The organism is Sphingobacterium sp. HMA12, assembly GCF_002933815.1.
Classification (GTDB): domain Bacteria; phylum Bacteroidota; class Bacteroidia; order Sphingobacteriales; family Sphingobacteriaceae; genus Sphingobacterium.
Map to the genome: position 1 here is coordinate 66691 of NZ_BEYR01000004.1, position 17073 is coordinate 83763.

Consider the following 17073-nt stretch of genomic DNA (forward strand, 5'->3'; position numbering starts at 1 on the left):
CTACATCCAAACCATCAAAAGATTAATATGGACGTATTTTCATTTCCGCCAGCTTAACATTTGACATTTTGTTACAATTCCTTTGTCTTTTTTTTTCCGCGGTGCCCAGAAGAATTTTTATCAAAACAATTCTCCAATTCGACAAGTATTACCTCAACTTTTGGCTGTACATAATTGCGCTTGGCTTTCATCATCATGGTACTGTATGGTTTTTTAAACATTTTCTAAATAACCACTTGGGCTAATAATATTAGTCTAATTCAGACTAGAAAAAATATATTTCACACTGATTTTCAGATAGATAAATTTTAAACATTTTATTAGAGTATGCATTTAGGTAATGATTTGACAATTTTTTAATTCTGTGGTTATTTTTAACAGAATCGTTTGCACGCATTTAAAATAAAAATGGTATATTTGATTAAGTAAAATTGTAGTCTGAATTAGACTAATTCGTATATACTATTAACTTTATACTCAGATATTAGTAAAAAGTGTACGCGATGATTTTCAACTTTACCCTGTTGAGTACAGGCTCGACATCCATAATTGCTCTAAAATTTATTGATGAACAACAAAAAGAGTTCGTCGTAAAAACATCCTTAAAGATTAATCCTAATCGTTGGAATCCAGATAAACAGCGTCCGGAAAACATTTATTTAAAAATCTACAAAAAGCTTAATACAAAATTAGATTCGATCAAAATTGCTGTATCAAATTACCTGAAGGAGGTCGCATCTAAACAACGTAAATTCTCGCTCAATGTTGTCAGCCGGCTTATAAAAAAGTCCTGCATTTTAAACGAAAGTTCGTTTGCAAAAGGAAGTCTGCTGGAGGCGACCGAAAATTTTATCCAGAGCCGTTTGCACCTTATATCAGGCAATACACATCGGCGCTATAAGGTCTTTTTTAGCATGCTAAAGCGCTTCGAAGGCTTCCAGCAAAAACACCTGATGCTCAACGAAGTAAACAGCAACTTTGTCAAAGAATTCATTAAATTTGGTGAGCTGGAAGCCTATAGTTCAAGCACCATTTATCGCACCATATATTTTGTTCGTACGGTTCTCAATTTTCTGGAAAAAAGAGGGATACGTACCTTCGTTTACGAACTGGAACTCCCAAAAATCAAAAAATACAACCGTGTCATCAGCCTCACCGAAGATGAGCTCATTCGTATCAACGAAACTGTTGTCCCCCCAGAATTGAAGGCTGCCAAAGACTGGCTGGTCATTAGCTGTTACACAGGCCAACGCGTTTCGGATTTTATGAATTTTAACCTGGATATGATGGAAATTCTGGACGGAAAACCCTGCCTTTCCTTTACGCAGCAGAAAACACAAAAGACAATCCTGTTGCCGCTGCATCCGACGGCCATACATATTATGTCCGATAATGGAAACGACTTTCCTTCAAAACTTTCGGCTCAGAAATACAATGAACAGATTAAGGAAATCGCCCGTCTGGCCGGTATAAATAGCTTGATCAAAGTCCGCACCCGAAGTGGTTTCAGGTCGACAGAAAAGCTGATACAAAAGTGGGAAGCCATTACCAGCCATATCGGCCGACGCAGCTTTGCCTCTAATTTTTACGGCAAGATCCCCACACCATTGCTTATGCAAGCAACAGGACATAGTACCGAACTGATGTTTCAGCGCTATATCAGCAATACAGACACCGAACGAACACGCTCACTGGGCGCTTATCTCGATGAAGTGTACAAAAGTAAATTTTTAGTATCCGGTTAAATTTAAATTTCTTGAACTCATGACACACAAAAGCTCAAACTAAATAAATTGCACTAACAACTAAAATAAAAATATCGGCAGACTAACAGCGCTATTTCTTCGGGGTAAAAGCATTTCTAAAGTTGATAAATCAAGCGGAAAAATGAGCTAATCGCGTTTTCCTTCCCTCCGATCGGAAAGCCTACCGCCATACCAATGGCTAATTTATCATTTAGCCCTAATTTCATTTGTGGTCTGAGGGTGGTCTCTAAACTTCCGGAAGCAACTTCCTGATTCACCTCAAGCCCTATAAAATGATCCGTTTGTGGTAACGTATAGTGAAAGGATGTATTGATTTGCCAATTCATCTCTGTCTTACCAGAGTTATAACGATAAGCAATCTCTGGTCCGGTATAAATCAGTGTATGCCAGTTCGTGTGCCAGCTTTTCGCAGCCACAAAAAAGGGATTGAATGCGGTACCCCCATCCACGAAATTAAAAATCTGCGTATAGCCTACAGCCAATGTTGTCGCCTGTTTTTTAGATACATAAAAGGAATATTGAGATGACAATCTTAACCTTTCAAGTTCATTGCCCGAGGAAACGTCGGCTATTTTACTTTTTGAATAGACAAAATCAGTTTCTACTTCCAGCCCCAATCGATCGATGGGTGCAAACTCATATTCTGCCAAGTAGCCATATTTATCTGCCTTGCCCATTTTTTTAATGTCCGCCCCCACATTAAACTCCTTCTCACCCTTCCTTGCGCCCAGATCACGAACAAGATCATTATAGAGCGGCTCGGCATGGTGCACCTTATCCGGCAAGGATCGGGGCTGCTGTGCTTTGGCCCCATTTGAAAATAACGTGACCATGATCAGGGAAGCTTCAGCGAGGTATATGATATGTTTGTTGTCTTTCATACAACAAACCTCCAGCGAGATTATGGAAACATTTGGGAATTTAAATTTCTAGCCTAAATTTTATTATCGCTAAAATAAACACAACCGTTTGGACCAAAAAGCAACATAACCAAAATAGTAAAAAGCTAAATACCAGCGGCATCTCCGTTGCCCTAGACCATATGCCGCTGACCAAAATAAAACACATTTGGCAATCACAAAAATGGTCGTAAACACAAAGCCTACAACTGCAATCCCCATCCCTAACCAAAAAATATCATTGGAAATAAAATTTCCAAAATCCCCACCTATTACAAAAGAGTTTATCGCAAATACTACGATAGAAGTAAGTGTAATTATATAGCTGATCAATATTTTCTCCAGCATTAATGTCGTGCTAAACGAGCACTTGGTATTAGCAATCGGACCAAACCAATACACACTTATGCCCAAGCCAACAAACACAGTGACTAAACAAGGCAAGTGCAACAAAAACAAAGTGAAACTTACATCAAACACGATTATTTTCTCCATTTCATAGGTTATACCTAAAACTCCTAAAAGACTATTAAACCAAGAGTAGATTGCTATTTAGGGTAAAATTATTCAAAAGTGGATTTGTACAAAATACCTCAAACGCGGTATTTTACCGCTTATTTAATCCCACTACTTTTGAAATAACATATTAACGCAACTTTATTATCTAAAAACTATGAAAAAAGTCCTTTTGCTATTAACCTCCTTCAGCTTAGCTTATTTTACTGTCAACGCACAGTCAAAGCCAGGAAAAAAATATTTAAATATTGGCTATGTTTCGCAACATCTTAAAGCCACCGACGATTTAGATGGTGAGTCAAAAATCAAAAGTAAATTTGGTGCATCCCTCAGCAGTGGCCGGACATTCTTCCTTAATAAGGAACCTATCGCCAAGGTATTGTATTTTGGGATCGACTGGACCTATCTAGATTTAAACTATGCACAGTTTAAACAATCGGAAACCTATTCTTATGATGACGGAAATGGGGGAATGATTACTGAGACAGACGACTATGTCACCCACAAAGGCGAAATTGGTATGCAGGTCGGTCCATCCGTTCACGTAGGATTGACAGATGGATTTACCCTCTCAGGCCATGTACGCTTTGCCCCCTCTTACTCACTATTATATGCTGACGAAGACTTTTCCGGAGGTTTTGGCAATTTTTTCACCACAGGCTTAACAGTTAATTATGGCGCATTCGGTTTAGGTTTTGAAACGCGCTGGGGATCGGCCAAGCATAGTTTTAATATCGCTATAGACGAACTAGAAGAACAAGAGGTAACCGTAAAAGAGAAAATAAAACTAAGCGGGAGCCGGGTATTTTTAGCCTTTAGATTTTAATACATAAAAAACGCTTTTTTTTGAAACATTCGGCAGATCTTATGCCGCCCAATATTAAAAAACATTATGAAAACACAAAACATGAAAAACAAGGTTCAATTTTTAACAATAACTTTGTGCCTATTCCTATTGCTTTTTACTGGATGTAGTAAAGACAATGAGGGTTTAGATGGCGATGCGGAACAAACCGAGAAAAACATTATCGGCAAATGGGACTTAGAAAAGTACGTAAGTCAGTTAGTCCCCGGTGAAACCGACACCTACGTCGGCAAGGCCGGAGAGTGGGCCGAGTTTAAAAAAGACGGGACAGGATCCCAAAGATGGGATGACGGTGATGGTCGTTTCGATCTGGAACCTTTTACGTGGAAGGTCAAGGACAATAAATTAATCTTTAAAGAAGACCGTGACGACGAGGAGGAGGCATTTACCATTTTAAAGCTAACAAACCATGAACTGATCTTCAAGGGTGAGGGAACAAGCAAAAACGGAGATGGACAAAATATCAAATGGGTCGAAACCTACTACTTGAAAAAATAATATCTTTACCTCCAAATAGTAGGGTAGCCTCCAGTTGAGGCTGCCTTTTTTGTTTAAAAAGACAGCTTAATGTTCCCTATCTTAACCGGAAGACCATTTCGCCCACAATTCCATTTGGCGTTCTATCTTTATTTTTCTATTTTTAAGAGATCTTAGCCGTAGCATGACAACCACCGATACATAGCCAGTATCGTTTATGCCCTTTTACTTTTTAGAGCGTAGAATAACTAACCAAATGGAAAGATGAAGAAACAGCAGCATATACTCGCCAATCTCTGGGAAAGTTATCCCCATGCCATTACCAGTCAATACGTGGTGCCCGAGAAGGCTCCTATAGGCAAATATCTCGCTGAGATGATGGCCATAGGCCCATTGTATTATTATGTCATCAATATTGCCGATTATACTATTTATAATATTCATGACAACCTGCTTACGTTACATGGCACCAATTGTTATCCAACAACTGTAAAAGAGATTATAGATTATATTCATCCCGACGACGTAGATTTTGTCGTTGAAGCGGAAAAAAACACTTTATTAAAAATGGAAGAGCTGGGATTTGGGGAAGGCATATTTTACCGAACATCCTATTGTTTCCGCATGAAAGTTGCCGGAGGCTCCTACCACCTTTTCCATCATCAGGGGATTCATTTAAGTCAAGATCAAGAAGGACGTTTTACCACCGCCCTAAATATTCATACAGACATTAACCATATTACAGAAGTCAATAATAAAATTGTCCTCGTAAAAGCATTAGGTGAAAAAAATTACTGTCAGCTGGAGCTTTCCTCAGACCCTACCGAATTTATACTTCCGAAACTTTCCAAGCGTGAGATGGAAGTACTCTATTTGCTAGCACAGGGGCTCACGAGTCCCCAAATTGCGGACAAACTTTTTATTTCACCATTTACGGTACAAGTGCATCGAAAAAATCTACTTAAGAAAACGCAGACCTCAAGCAGTGGCTGCCTGATCAAAAAAAGCATTGAACTCGGCCTTATATAAAAAATACCCTAAATGAGGTATTTCATCCGCACCTTTGCTTTATTATTATTGTAATGATGAAAAACAAGGAACATAGCCTGACACTCATTTGGGGAAAATATCCGGAGATTTTCTCTTCGGATGATCTCGCTGTGGATTCATCGACAATAATCGATTTAATTTCCGAAATATTTCTTACAGGTGATTATTATTACTATCTCATCAATATTCGCGCACAGGAATTGAGCCACCAACACCCCAATATACTCCATATTCACGGGCTGGAAATTGTACCAGCACAGCTTCAGGAAGTTATTGACCTCATCCATCCCGATGATATTCCTTTTGTCCTAAATGCGGAGGAAGCCTGTTATGCTAAAGTCAATGAAATCGGCGCAAAACACCTTAAGTCATTGAAGTCATGTTATTGTTTCCGTATGCGTGTTGCGGACGGATCTTACCGGCTATTTCATCATCAAGCCATTACTTTGATTGCGGATCAAGAGAACAAAATAGTTCGTAGTCTCAATATCCATACGGATATATCCCATTTATCAACTAAGAATAACTACATCGCCACGGTCATGGGTATCAATGGGCGGAATGACTTCTATCAAATAGATCTATCTGGCAAGGCGGAAAAGAATAAGCACAGCTGTCCACTGACCAAGCGTGAGCTTGACCTTCTTCCCTATATTGCACAGGGAATGTCAAGTACTGAGATCGCCAAACAACTTGAGATATCCCAATTAACCGTTCGTGTGCACCGAAAAAATATACTGCGCAAAACCAATACGCGCAACAGTAGCTCATTAATCAAACGTTGTATAGAGCTAGGCCTGCTTCTTTATACTCAGGTTGTAGATACAGGACTCACTATTTTATAACAAATACTTTTTGGCACTCTCAATCGCACAGATAATCCGTTGTAAACACCATCATATACAGGCGTAAAACTGAGCTCTTGATTTTTCATCTTAATACGGAAAAAGACTATTCTTCCGAATAGCCTTTTGACATATTTAAATGGAAACGTATTTTCTAAATCAGACAGTTCTTTTATTGAAGCTTAACACTGTTCCAGAACTGATTAAATGTACAGTCATCAAAACCTGCCATCATCGTATTCGGTTTAATAGTTCCATCAGCGAATAAGATGAAGGAAGTGCTCATACCATAGACCATGGGGAGATGGCCAGATGAGGTAATCAGTCCGATTACTCGCTTCATGGTATAAGGAATCACGCTATTTTTATCTGGACAACCATAGACCGGAGCATAACTATTGATGTGAGCTGTTTCAAAAGTAGTCACAACACCATTTTTAGGGTATTTAGCACTTTTCATATCTACTTTTCCATCATTTCTATAGGCAAAGGTCAGTACTTCATCCCCATTTCCGTGTACAGGATCTCCACCTCCTTCTATACGAAGTGTCTTTCCCACAAAAGTACGGTAGAGCTGATTACTGACAGTAAGATCAATCACAATACTGTCTGTACGTCCAGTGACCGGATCAGAAAATTTCACCGCCCAATTTTTCAATTCGATGTCTTTCGACTGAAAAGTGCGACCAGTGTATTTCGATTCCAGCACGAGTCCTTTTGTTGACTGAATAAAATGTGCTACGGTTCCATCTGAAAATTTCAATAGTTTTCCATCCTCCTTAATATTAAATGTAATCAGTTCGTTTTCCATTATAGTAACCGCATCACCACTCTTCCATTCCCGCATTACACTTGCTTTACTCATGTCGCTATTATCTGTCTCGTGTTTCATTTGTACCAGTGTAAAGTTCCTACGCTTCTGTTTGTAGGTAAATACAGTTTCAAGCTTCGGGATGGGTTGTCCATTACTACCTACTACCCGTACCTTTACAGTCTCAGGCTTATCCTGCTGCTTTCCGACCCTGTAATACGTCTTTGCCAGTCCCTGATCATCTGTCACAACCTGTGTTTCGCTCAATGTGCCGACTATAATTCCCCAGGAGACTGATTGCACTGTCCAGCTAACACCAACATTTTTTAAGGCCTGCCCGGCTCTGTTCGTTACTTTGACGATCAGGGGAGCTTTCAGCTTCTCTTCCCAATCCGCTTCCTGACCAGCACCACTGACAATACTTATTCCTGCAGGTTCCCGATCAGCGATACTCGCTTCCTGTTTTGCAAAAATAGCACCCTCATGTGCGCTCAATCTGTATAAGATATTGAGCTTGCTCCCAGCTTTGGGTTTTACCATAGCCTGATGCGGGTTATATAATAGCTCAACGATCCCTTTTTCTTTGTCCGAGCTTAAGGTCTGTTCAGACAGCAGATGGATCATGCCGCCCTGCTCGAGCTCCACCCTAAAATCGACAAACACAGGATTGCCTATCAACGCCTTTTTATTTTTATCTTCTACCTGTACCATTAATTTTAATTGCCTAGTCAGATCCGTCTCATCATATAACAGTGTCGAGTTTTTCAGTACAGGTGTCAATTGCATGTTTTTAAGATTGATAGCCGTCTGCCCCTGCCCCGTATACCAGCTGAAACTCGACATCGGATCACCTTTTGCTAATGGATCGGTACGGAATGAGCCAAATAGCGTACCAGCCTGCGCAAGGACCGTATTCATTGCGCCCAGATCGTACCACAATGCTTCAAACGCACCTGCCGTGGCTGATGATTGTTCCAATTTACCGGATAAAGTTACCATTCCTTCGTTGGAGAGATCGACCAATGGTCCTAATATACGATTGACATAATCCAGCATTACAGCTGTGTTGGCCGTGACAGATGACTGCTTAGCCGGTCTCTTTACTCCGGGGAATCCCATTATATCCTTGGAAACGGTATCTGCGACAGCACTGGCTGCACGAGCGGCTAATTTGTAAGTCCCTACCGGCTTACCATCGCGTAGGTAGACACTCGTCACGAGTTCTTCAACTTTTTTGTCCCAGTCTATCCGATAGAGCTGGAATTCAAATTGTTTTAGGCTATACTGGCTGACTTTTAAGATGACCGGTAAACGTTTCCCTTCCCGCTCGGTATACATACGCAAGACCTGGTTTGCTTCATCCAATTCAACGATGCATAGATCACCTTTATTCGCACCGAAAACGATACGATGATCCGCTCCCAGATCAGTTGCTGTGGGTGATATATAATACGCAAAATGGCCACTTTGGTAGTCAGCCTTCGCATATAACTCCTGTTTGCCACCGGCTTGCGTACCGCCTGACACATACACATTCCCCACTCCGGGCATTTGCTTGTTATTGTAGCTGGCCCGCTCCTTTTTTTCGAGCTGTTCGGAATTATCTTCCTCCGGTTCCCGTTCCTTTTTCGCACAACTAATCGTTAAAAAACACCCTATGCATAGCATAAAAGTATATAGGCTTATTCTTTTCATAATTTCCCCCCTTTCTTTAGACGTAAAATTAATGGTGCATATGAATATATAAAATACCGCGTTTGGGGTATTTTACACCTATTTCGAGTACTTCATTTTAACGGATAAATTTATTCAGGTTTCAATTTGTAAGCTAGCGTTGGCTCCAGCGCATCCTTATGCAATAGCAGAGTGATGGTTTTATAGTTGACAAATTCTTTAGTAACATACATATACCCTTTAAAATCATTGGCTTTGCCCCATGAATTTTTAACAAGGTAGTATTCTTTACCCTGCTGATCCTTGGCTAGTCCCACGATATGCATCGCATGATCATCGGTCGTTCCCCAGTTGTCGAAAGCCATCTGCCGTTCTTCGGCAGTCACTTTCCTTTCAGGCATTGGTTTGACAAACATGGCTTTTTTCTCATCGCTGGACATGCTCTCAAAGGGCTTTTCGGGAACGAAAGCAATGCCATAAGGCCAAGAGAACCCCTTTTCAGACACATCCGTTGTCCAGGCAATGGTAAAGCCCCGCTGCAATGCCGTATCAATAATCCCTGTTAGATCCGGCATCGGTACATTATAAAAACGATCAAATGACCAATTGTCCGGCACCAATAGTACAAAAGGTTTGTAGTACGGCTGATCTGTCACAGAAGCAAAACCAATGTAATCATCAGGACTGATGCCGATCACCTGATCGGCAAATGAGCGTGCCGTATAAGTCTTTCCCCTAAAGTCAAATTTTTCAGGCACTGCCCCAAGATGTGCATCAAGTGCAGCGCGGTAGGCCTGCTCCCAGTTGGGAGTCAATGGCCTGCTTTTCACAAGGACTTTGAGCATGGTGTTCAGCATGGGTGTCATCTTTTTAAAATCATTGTAGGTTTGGTTGCCACGCAAGCCGGCGTAAGCGGACCTGGGCATCGCACCATACTTACGAAATACGTTGAGGACATCATGCAGTTGCCCCCCTTCGCCCATTGTAAGCCCCCCATGGAGACGCACATAATTATGCGCCCTTTCCACATAGGCCTGCCGGGCCGTATAGACCTGTGAAATTTCAACAGGCTCTTTTCCCATACGGATCATCTCCGACTCCAAAAATGAATTGCCGGTATAGGACCAACAGGTATTCGATGCGCCCTGTTGTTTCACCGGGGTGCAGCCAAGATTGATAATATCCGTAAATACATATTCCGTCCGGATCCGCTTGTACTTGTTTTTAATGAACATCTTGGGGCCGTAATTGACCAGCAATGCCCCGATAACAAGTACAAGCAGAATAATGACAGGCTTTTTATATTTTTTCATAATATCTTATTAACGTCCGCCACTGATGACCGCTGTAAACCGGGGCCAGAACTGCTTTAAAAAACTGTAAATCACCAGACCAAAAACAATGATAATAACGGGACAGAACACATATAGGAATAGCAATAAGACTTCAGACTGTGGCTCAAGTATCTTAAATAAAAATTTGATAACAAAGACCAAAGGCAAACGATGGTAGGCAAAAATAAAGAAGCTGCTATTAGCCAGGAACGCGTTTGTGCGCCAGCTTTCTTTTGCTATAAAATGTGCGACCACTGACAACGTAGCAATAAGACCTATGCAAATGCCTGCACAGTATAAATCAACCCACCAGCTTTTGTTTAGAAAGATGAGCTGTGCCGCAACAAGCAGGAGATACAATGGTACCACGATCGATAGCATCGGCCGCATACCACGCGCAAAGTTTTTAGTATTGATACTAAAATATGCCCCTGCAGTGAAGAAAAAGAAAGAAACGGTACTCAGCCCCGGCAAATAAAAAAAGGGATTAAAAATCCAGAGCAATCCCAATATAATGACTGCATAAGCCCGCAACTTTTTAATCAGGATATAGACTATTGGCGAAAACAGCACCACAACCATCAGATCACGGATAAACCAAAAGGGCGAATTAATAGGTAATGATTTCCTTAAATTTGGGTTAATTTGTGAGGTATCCCAAAAAGACCAGAGCCAGTCCTGCAGGCTATAGTCGGTTATTAATTTGTTTCGCCCGGAAACTAAGCTTCCCGACAAAAATAGCTGCGCAAGCAAAAGGAATAAGATAACCAATAGATTCCAGAAAACATAGGGAATCAACAGAGACCGCACACGATTTTTTAATTTCCGCAGGTAGATTTCCGCAGAAAAACCGGCTGTTTTATAGAAGAATAAAAAACCTGAAATAAAAAAGAAAAGCGGTACACAGACCTCGAAAATAACTTTGGAAAATAAAAAAAAGATATGCGAGAACAAAGGATAGTTAACAAAGCTGATCTCCTTGACACCCGTCATAACAATATCTGAAAAATCCGTATGGATAAATACAACACCCACAATCAGCGGGAAACGCAAAAAGTCAATGGTCTTCGACTGTAGCTCATCGTCAGACATTTTATAATGATAATCTTTACCCATTAGTTAGATTTACAATACACATTTGCGCTATTAAATTACACATTTCTAAGTAAATATCCAGCATCTGGTTTTCGGTCCGGCACATTTCCCTGCTAAGCACAAGTAAATCTAATGCCTAAATAAAGCGTTTAGAACAATATTCCGTGTACCAAAAGCGTTACATAATAACTAAACCACATCAATACAGGAGACTACTATGCAGCTAAAATCACTTAAACTATAGCAATAAATATTAATAAAGGGTTAATACGTCATTCTATTTTTTTATTGTCCACAATTCAATCAGACCAGCGCTAAAAATGAGCTCGATCATCTCCTATTTTCTGCCTATTTCTATTGTACTATCCCCTTTCCTTGCCTCCGCACAAGACGCATTGCTAAGTGGCACCATTCGTGATTCCGTGACTCAAAAACCGCTGAGCGGAGCCATTATTACCATAAAGGGCGGCATAGGCACGACCACAAACTTACAGGGACATTATCAGATTACACTTCCCGCAGGTATTCAGCAGTTGACGGTAAGTTACATGGGCTACCGGTCGCAGATAACAACGGTCGAGTTAAGGCAGGCACTTGAAAAAAGCTTTGCGTTACAGCCTTTGACCAATCGAATGGACGAGGTTCTCGTATCCGCCAAAGAGAAGGGCGAAGCCATCGACGACCCACAGATGAGCACGACCCATCTCACGATGAAAGATATGAAAGATGTCCCCGTCCTCTTTGGCGAGAAAGACCTGGTTAAAACCATTCAGCTGTTGCCCGGTGTACAAAGCGGTGGGGAAGGTTCGGCCAATTTTCATGTACGCGGTGGCGATGGAGGGCAGAACTTAATCTTACTTGATCAGGCTACCGTATATAATGCTTCGCATCTGCTTGGATTTTTCTCCACCTTTAATTCCGATGCCATCAAGGATGTGCAGCTCTATAAGGGCGGAATACCGGCCCAGTTTGGCGGAAGGATATCTTCGGTATTGGACGTCTCCATGTTGGATGGCAATAAAAAACAGTTTTCCGGCGAAGGTGGGCTGGGTATCGTCGCTTCGCGGCTCAAACTTGAGGGCCCCATTGTAAAAGATAAGAGTTCGTTTTTATTCAGTGCCCGCCGTTCCTATGCCGATTCATTTTTAAAACTGGCGAAAAGTAAAGATATGGATAAGAATAGCCTGTATTTTTATGATCTGAATGCCAAGCTTAGTTTTAATCTGGGTAAGAAAACCAACTTATACCTATCGGGCTATCACGGCAAAGACAGATTAAAGTACAATGACCTATTTCACCTTTTCTGGGGAAATACCACAGCGACGGCACGGTTGAACCACCTCTTTAACGATAAAATATCGAGTAACACCTCGCTTATCTACAGTGGATTCAATTATCAGTCCGGTGTCTCCAGCGAGCAGATTGATTTTCAGGTGGCCTCCAACATCCGGAACGTCAATGCTAAGCAGGATTTCTCCTATTATGCAAATATCAATAATACCATCCGGCTGGGTGTAAGCGCATTGGCACAGTCCATCCGGCCGGCCAATCTCTCTTCAGACAAAAATCAGTCTGTCAATCCGACAGCCATTGAAAGCCAGCGCGGGATTGATCTCGGGGGTTATATCTCCCACGAATGGAAAGCGACCACCAATCTGTCGTTACAGTATGGTATCCATGTCCATGATTTTATGGTCCTGGGCAGACGGACCTTCTATCAATTTGACAAAAACGGAAATCCCGTTTCGGAAAAGCGGGATAACAGCCGAATTGCCAAACACTATGTCAATCTAGAACCACGCCTGTCTGCCAGCTTGAGGTTGGATGAACGCAGCCGCTTAAAAGCCTCGTACAACCGCATCGTCCAGAACCTGCACCAGCTGACCAATACCACCGCCAGCTTGCCCACCGATCAGTATGTGCTCAGTAGTCTCCAGATTAAACCGCAGCGCGTAGACCAGGCTGTCCTGGGCTACTTTCGTACCTCTGCGAACAAACAGTACGACTTTTCGGTCGAGGCCTATTATAAACGTCTGGGTAATCAGATTGACGTGCGCAACGGAGCCACCTTACAGGCAAATGCCTATTTTGAAGGAGAGCTGCTCTTTGGTATTGGACGGGCTTACGGCCTGGAGGGGTACCTGCGCAAGAACAGCGGCCGTCTTAAAGGCTGGATCAGCTATACCCTTTCCAAAAGCCGGCGTAAATTTAACGGAATCAATGCCGGAAACTGGTTCAATGCACGGCAGGACCGTACGCACGACCTCGCGGTTGTGGCCAATTATGCCCTTTCGGACAGCTGGACACTCAGCGGAACATTTGTATTCAATACCGGAAATGCCGTTACCTTTCCAAGCGGAAAATACCTTGTCAACGGCAAATCCATGTTCTACTATACCGAGCGGAACGGTTACCGCATGCCTGATTATCACCGTCTGGACCTGTCAGCGACTTACGACCCCAATAAAAACGGTAAACGCTTTCATTCGAGCTGGACAATTGGCCTATACAATGCCTACAACCGCAAAAATGCTTACACTATTGACTTTCGGGAAAACAAGGCCAACCCCAATCTGACCGAAGCTTACAAAATTGTTTTATTCGGAATTATTCCTTCCGTCACCTGGAACTTTAAATTTTAGACCCCATGAATGCTAAACGATCTTTTATCCTGTCCGGTCTGTTGCTGCTGATTTCTTCCTGTGAGGAAAAAATGGATCTTGCTCTCAATAAGGCTGCAGCCCGCGTTGTTATCGATGCTCAGCTGTCCGATGCCGGTTCAGTCCAGCGGATACGCCTTTCACGATCCGTCGGATTTGACGATCCCATCAATACTTCCGGGATCAAAGGAGCAACGGTATCGGTCAAAGACAATGAAAATAGGAACTACTCTTTTCAATATGAGAAAGACGGCAATTATATCCACCGCAACTTTAAACCCCTTGCCGGCCGAACCTATACGTTGCATGTTGACGTCCAAAAGCAGCAATATAGCGCTACCTGCCAGATGCCCGCCTATGTTGCCGTGGAATCAACCAATATTTCCGAAAAGAATCTTGCTGGAGAAAATTATTTTTTTGCAGCACTGACCTTTAAAGATCCGGCTAAAATTTCCAATTATTATATCTATACCCTCTCCACCAATGGTGGCCCCTTTCGTTTTGCCCGAGCAGAGTCTGACCAATTTAACGACGGGCTCAAGGTAACCCATTATATAACCGACCAGGAGAAAGACCTATCCCGTGGCGACACAATTACTGTACGCCGCTATTGTGTGGACCAGAAAACCTATCAATATTGGAACGAATACCAAAGCAACAACCTCAGCAATGCCGCACCAAGCAATCCGAAATCCAATATCTCCAACAACGCATTGGGCTATTTCTCGGTTGCGGCAGCAAAGGAATATCAACTACAGATCGGACAATAACCAGGGCCCCCATCGCATGCACAAATTATTCACGATTGTCACTCTCCTCCTCACGCCCCTCGGCGATCAGTTCGTTGACTTCACTCATTTCTCCCTTTTCAAGGTCTTTGATATCCTCCGCCTGCTCATCCGAATAGCGATCTATAAAGAAGGTACAGCCCATAGGGAAGTGATCAGAACCTACGGAGGGATAAATAAACAGTTTGTCTATAAATACATTCGGGCTATGGAATAGCAAATCCAGCGGCACCCTGAAAAACCAATAATTGGCATGAAAGGTCGATAAGATGCCACGTCCGATCCGCGCATCGATCAGCTTGCTTGTTTTTTTAAACAGGACCGAGGACCGTGCCCAGGCCACATTGTTAAAATCACCCGTCACCACTACCGGCATTTTATAATCGCGCACCTTTTTTGCTACACTGAGCAGATCACCATCCCGTTCTTTGGAATTTTCTTCCTCCGTAGGACTTGGAGGCGGTGGATGCACCGCAAAAAATATAAAACGGTGACCGTCTTGTGTCTCCAATTCAGCCTCGATACTCGGAATGTCATCAGCGACAAAGTAATGTACCTGACTTTTATTGACCTTGAGCTTGGTGTAAAAATGCATGCCGTAGGTATTATCCAAGGTCACTTTGACCACATTTGGATAGTCTGATTCCAATTCACGCAAGGCATTTTCCCAAACCGCATCGCTTTCCATTGTCAAAAAAATCTGCGGCTGCTCTTTCCGAATTAGATCTATAAAACGGTCGTGCTCTTTATTGAACTGCAAGACATTACAGGATATAATTTTAATGCTATCCGAGGCATCTTTCCCCTTTTCATATTTTTCTTTACGCCAAAATTTGGTATATCGTACCAGGATAAATACATGATAGCCAATCAATAGTGCCTGAACGATCTGTATACTCCATATCCAGGGAGCATCCACAACAAGGTAAAAGCCCCAGGCCAGCAATGGCACCTGAAAGACCAGCAGCTGCAGCTTCACAAACTCAGCCACACGAAACACCCAATGCTGGCAACGGATAAAAGGCAGCAGACTCAGGATAATCAAGAGCCCCGATAAAACAAAAAATAAAATCTGCATATTGCTTTCAAAATTACCTCACAAAGATATGGCTTGAACAAGACATTTCCGTATCCAATCACTGACTGGCAGGAAGATCCCTTACAAAGGATTACACTTTAATTTCTTTCTCGGTGTAATCGACACGTGTTTTGGACAGGGCATCCGGAAAATTGACCCTGATATAGTCGATCATCTGTTCACGTATGTAACAGCGCAGGTCAAAGGCCTGCCCCGAATTACGGCAACTCATCAGGCAGCGTATCTCCATGGTCTGCTCCCTAAAATCGGTCACCTGCAAGACATTCACTTGACCATCCCATAAGGGGTGCCCGGTAAGCAAGGCTGTCAACTTCTCCCGCAACTGCTGCACGGGGATGGTGAAGTCGGTGTATATAAAAACTGTTCCCAATATCTCGGCTGTAGTCCGCGTCCAGTTCTGAAAAGGTTTCTCGATAAAATAGGTGATCGGCAGTACCAGACGACGTTTGTCCCAAATATTGACCACCACATACGTGAGGTTGATTTCCTCGACCTTTCCCCATTCCCCTTCTACGACCAGCACATCATCCATTCGTATCGGCTGTGTAAATGCGATCTGAAACCCCGCCAGCAGATTCCCCAGCGACTTCTGTGCCGCAAAGCCAATGATAATACCTCCGACCCCCACACCGGTCAGCAATCCGGCACCGATCTTTTGCATGCTTTCGAAACTTAATAATACAATCGCCAGCGCGACCACAATTATAATGGTCACCACCACCTTTCGGATAAAGACGATCTGCGTCCGTACCTTCCTTTCGCGGAGGTTATTTTCCTTGTTGACATCAAAGCGATGGTAAAGATAATCTTCAAATACCTTGATGGCCTGAATAAGGGCCATGGCGAAAAAAAACACCAGTAGAATCTCATTGATCTTGGCCACCACCTGTAATGTCGTGGGATTAAAATGCGCAAAAGGCAGCAAGCTATTGAAAACCACTAAGGGGATAAACACGCTTAATATTCTGTTAAACCTGCGGGTAAAAGAGCGAAATAGCGAATAAGAAGACTGCTCGATCGCCTGTTTGCGCAACAGCGGTATAAACAGCATCTTGATCAGGATACCGATCAGGAATGAAAATAAAATTAATGCCATATTCCACAGCCATGCAGGCCAGGCCTGTGAAAGTTGGATTAAAGCTTCGGTCATAACGTTACAATTTTCTAGGGTTCAACATCTACGTATTAGTATAA

General features: G+C 42.4%; 14 protein-coding genes. 7 read left to right on the plus strand and 7 right to left on the minus strand.

Features of this window, described 5'->3' with window-relative positions:
* Positions 1-503: 503 nt before the first annotated feature.
* Positions 504-1745 carry a tyrosine-type recombinase/integrase gene (locus tag HMAT_RS19400; protein WP_104384529.1) on the plus strand — a complete coding sequence of 414 codons (1242 nt, stop codon included), beginning with the start codon at positions 504-506 and terminating at the stop codon, positions 1743-1745.
* A 116-nt stretch (positions 1746-1861) separates the two neighbouring features.
* On the opposite strand, the gene HMAT_RS19405 is transcribed toward HMAT_RS19400, so the two are convergent.
* The gene (locus tag HMAT_RS19405; RefSeq protein ID WP_104384530.1) at positions 1862-2647 is read right to left on the minus strand and encodes an HAEPLYID family protein; all 786 of its coding nucleotides are present in this window, start codon (positions 2645-2647) and stop codon (positions 1862-1864) included.
* Between the two features lie 69 nt (positions 2648-2716).
* Positions 2717-3160, minus strand: a complete 444-nt coding sequence (locus HMAT_RS19410; RefSeq protein WP_158656011.1) for a hypothetical protein — start codon at positions 3158-3160, stop codon at positions 2717-2719.
* A gap of 178 nt (positions 3161-3338) precedes the next feature.
* On the opposite strand from HMAT_RS19410, the gene HMAT_RS19415 reads away from it, so the two are divergent.
* The 4 genes from HMAT_RS19415 to HMAT_RS19430 all read left to right on the plus strand — a co-directional run bounded on the left by HMAT_RS19415 (position 3339) and on the right by HMAT_RS19430 (position 6418).
* On the plus strand, positions 3339-4007 hold the full coding sequence (locus tag HMAT_RS19415; RefSeq protein WP_104384532.1) for a hypothetical protein: 669 nt from the start codon (positions 3339-3341) through the stop codon (positions 4005-4007).
* A 66-nt stretch (positions 4008-4073) separates the two neighbouring features.
* Entirely contained in the window at positions 4074-4544 is a 471-nt protein-coding gene (locus tag HMAT_RS19420; protein ID WP_104384533.1) for a lipocalin family protein, read from the plus strand.
* A gap of 243 nt (positions 4545-4787) precedes the next feature.
* Positions 4788-5552, plus strand: coding sequence for a response regulator transcription factor (locus tag HMAT_RS19425; protein WP_104384534.1), 765 nt, complete (start codon positions 4788-4790; stop codon positions 5550-5552).
* Between the two features lie 53 nt (positions 5553-5605).
* Complete coding sequence (locus tag HMAT_RS19430; RefSeq protein WP_104384535.1) at positions 5606-6418, plus strand: LuxR C-terminal-related transcriptional regulator; 813 nt, start codon at positions 5606-5608, stop codon at positions 6416-6418.
* A gap of 172 nt (positions 6419-6590) precedes the next feature.
* Here the strand turns inward: HMAT_RS19430 and HMAT_RS19435 are convergent, their stop codons facing one another.
* The 3 genes from HMAT_RS19435 to HMAT_RS19445 all read right to left on the minus strand — a co-directional run bounded on the left by HMAT_RS19435 (position 6591) and on the right by HMAT_RS19445 (position 11353).
* Positions 6591-8924, minus strand: coding sequence for an Ig-like domain-containing protein (locus HMAT_RS19435; protein WP_104384536.1), 2334 nt, complete (start codon positions 8922-8924; stop codon positions 6591-6593).
* Positions 8925-9034: 110 nt separating this feature from the next.
* Positions 9035-10216, minus strand: a complete 1182-nt coding sequence (locus HMAT_RS19440; protein WP_104384537.1) for an aminopeptidase C — start codon at positions 10214-10216, stop codon at positions 9035-9037.
* A gap of 9 nt (positions 10217-10225) precedes the next feature.
* Positions 10226-11353: an acyltransferase family protein gene (locus HMAT_RS19445; RefSeq protein ID WP_199768718.1), complete on the minus strand. Its 1128-nt coding sequence runs from the start codon at positions 11351-11353 to the stop codon at positions 10226-10228.
* 299 nt (positions 11354-11652) lie between these two features.
* Between HMAT_RS19445 and HMAT_RS19450 the strand changes: the two genes are divergently transcribed.
* Both HMAT_RS19450 and HMAT_RS19455 read left to right on the plus strand, forming a co-directional pair.
* Positions 11653-13974, plus strand: a complete 2322-nt coding sequence (locus tag HMAT_RS19450; protein WP_104384538.1) for a TonB-dependent receptor — start codon at positions 11653-11655, stop codon at positions 13972-13974.
* Positions 13975-13979: 5 nt separating this feature from the next.
* A complete protein-coding gene (locus tag HMAT_RS19455; RefSeq protein WP_104384539.1) occupies positions 13980-14762 on the plus strand; it encodes a DUF4249 domain-containing protein in 783 nt (260 codons plus the stop codon).
* A gap of 25 nt (positions 14763-14787) precedes the next feature.
* Here the strand turns inward: HMAT_RS19455 and HMAT_RS19460 are convergent, their stop codons facing one another.
* Positions 14788-15858, minus strand: coding sequence for an endonuclease/exonuclease/phosphatase family protein (locus tag HMAT_RS19460; RefSeq protein ID WP_104384540.1), 1071 nt, complete (start codon positions 15856-15858; stop codon positions 14788-14790).
* 91 nt (positions 15859-15949) lie between these two features.
* Positions 15950-17029, minus strand: a complete 1080-nt coding sequence (locus HMAT_RS19465) for a mechanosensitive ion channel family protein (protein ID WP_104384541.1) — start codon at positions 17027-17029, stop codon at positions 15950-15952.
* Between the last annotated feature and the right edge of the window lie 44 nt (positions 17030-17073).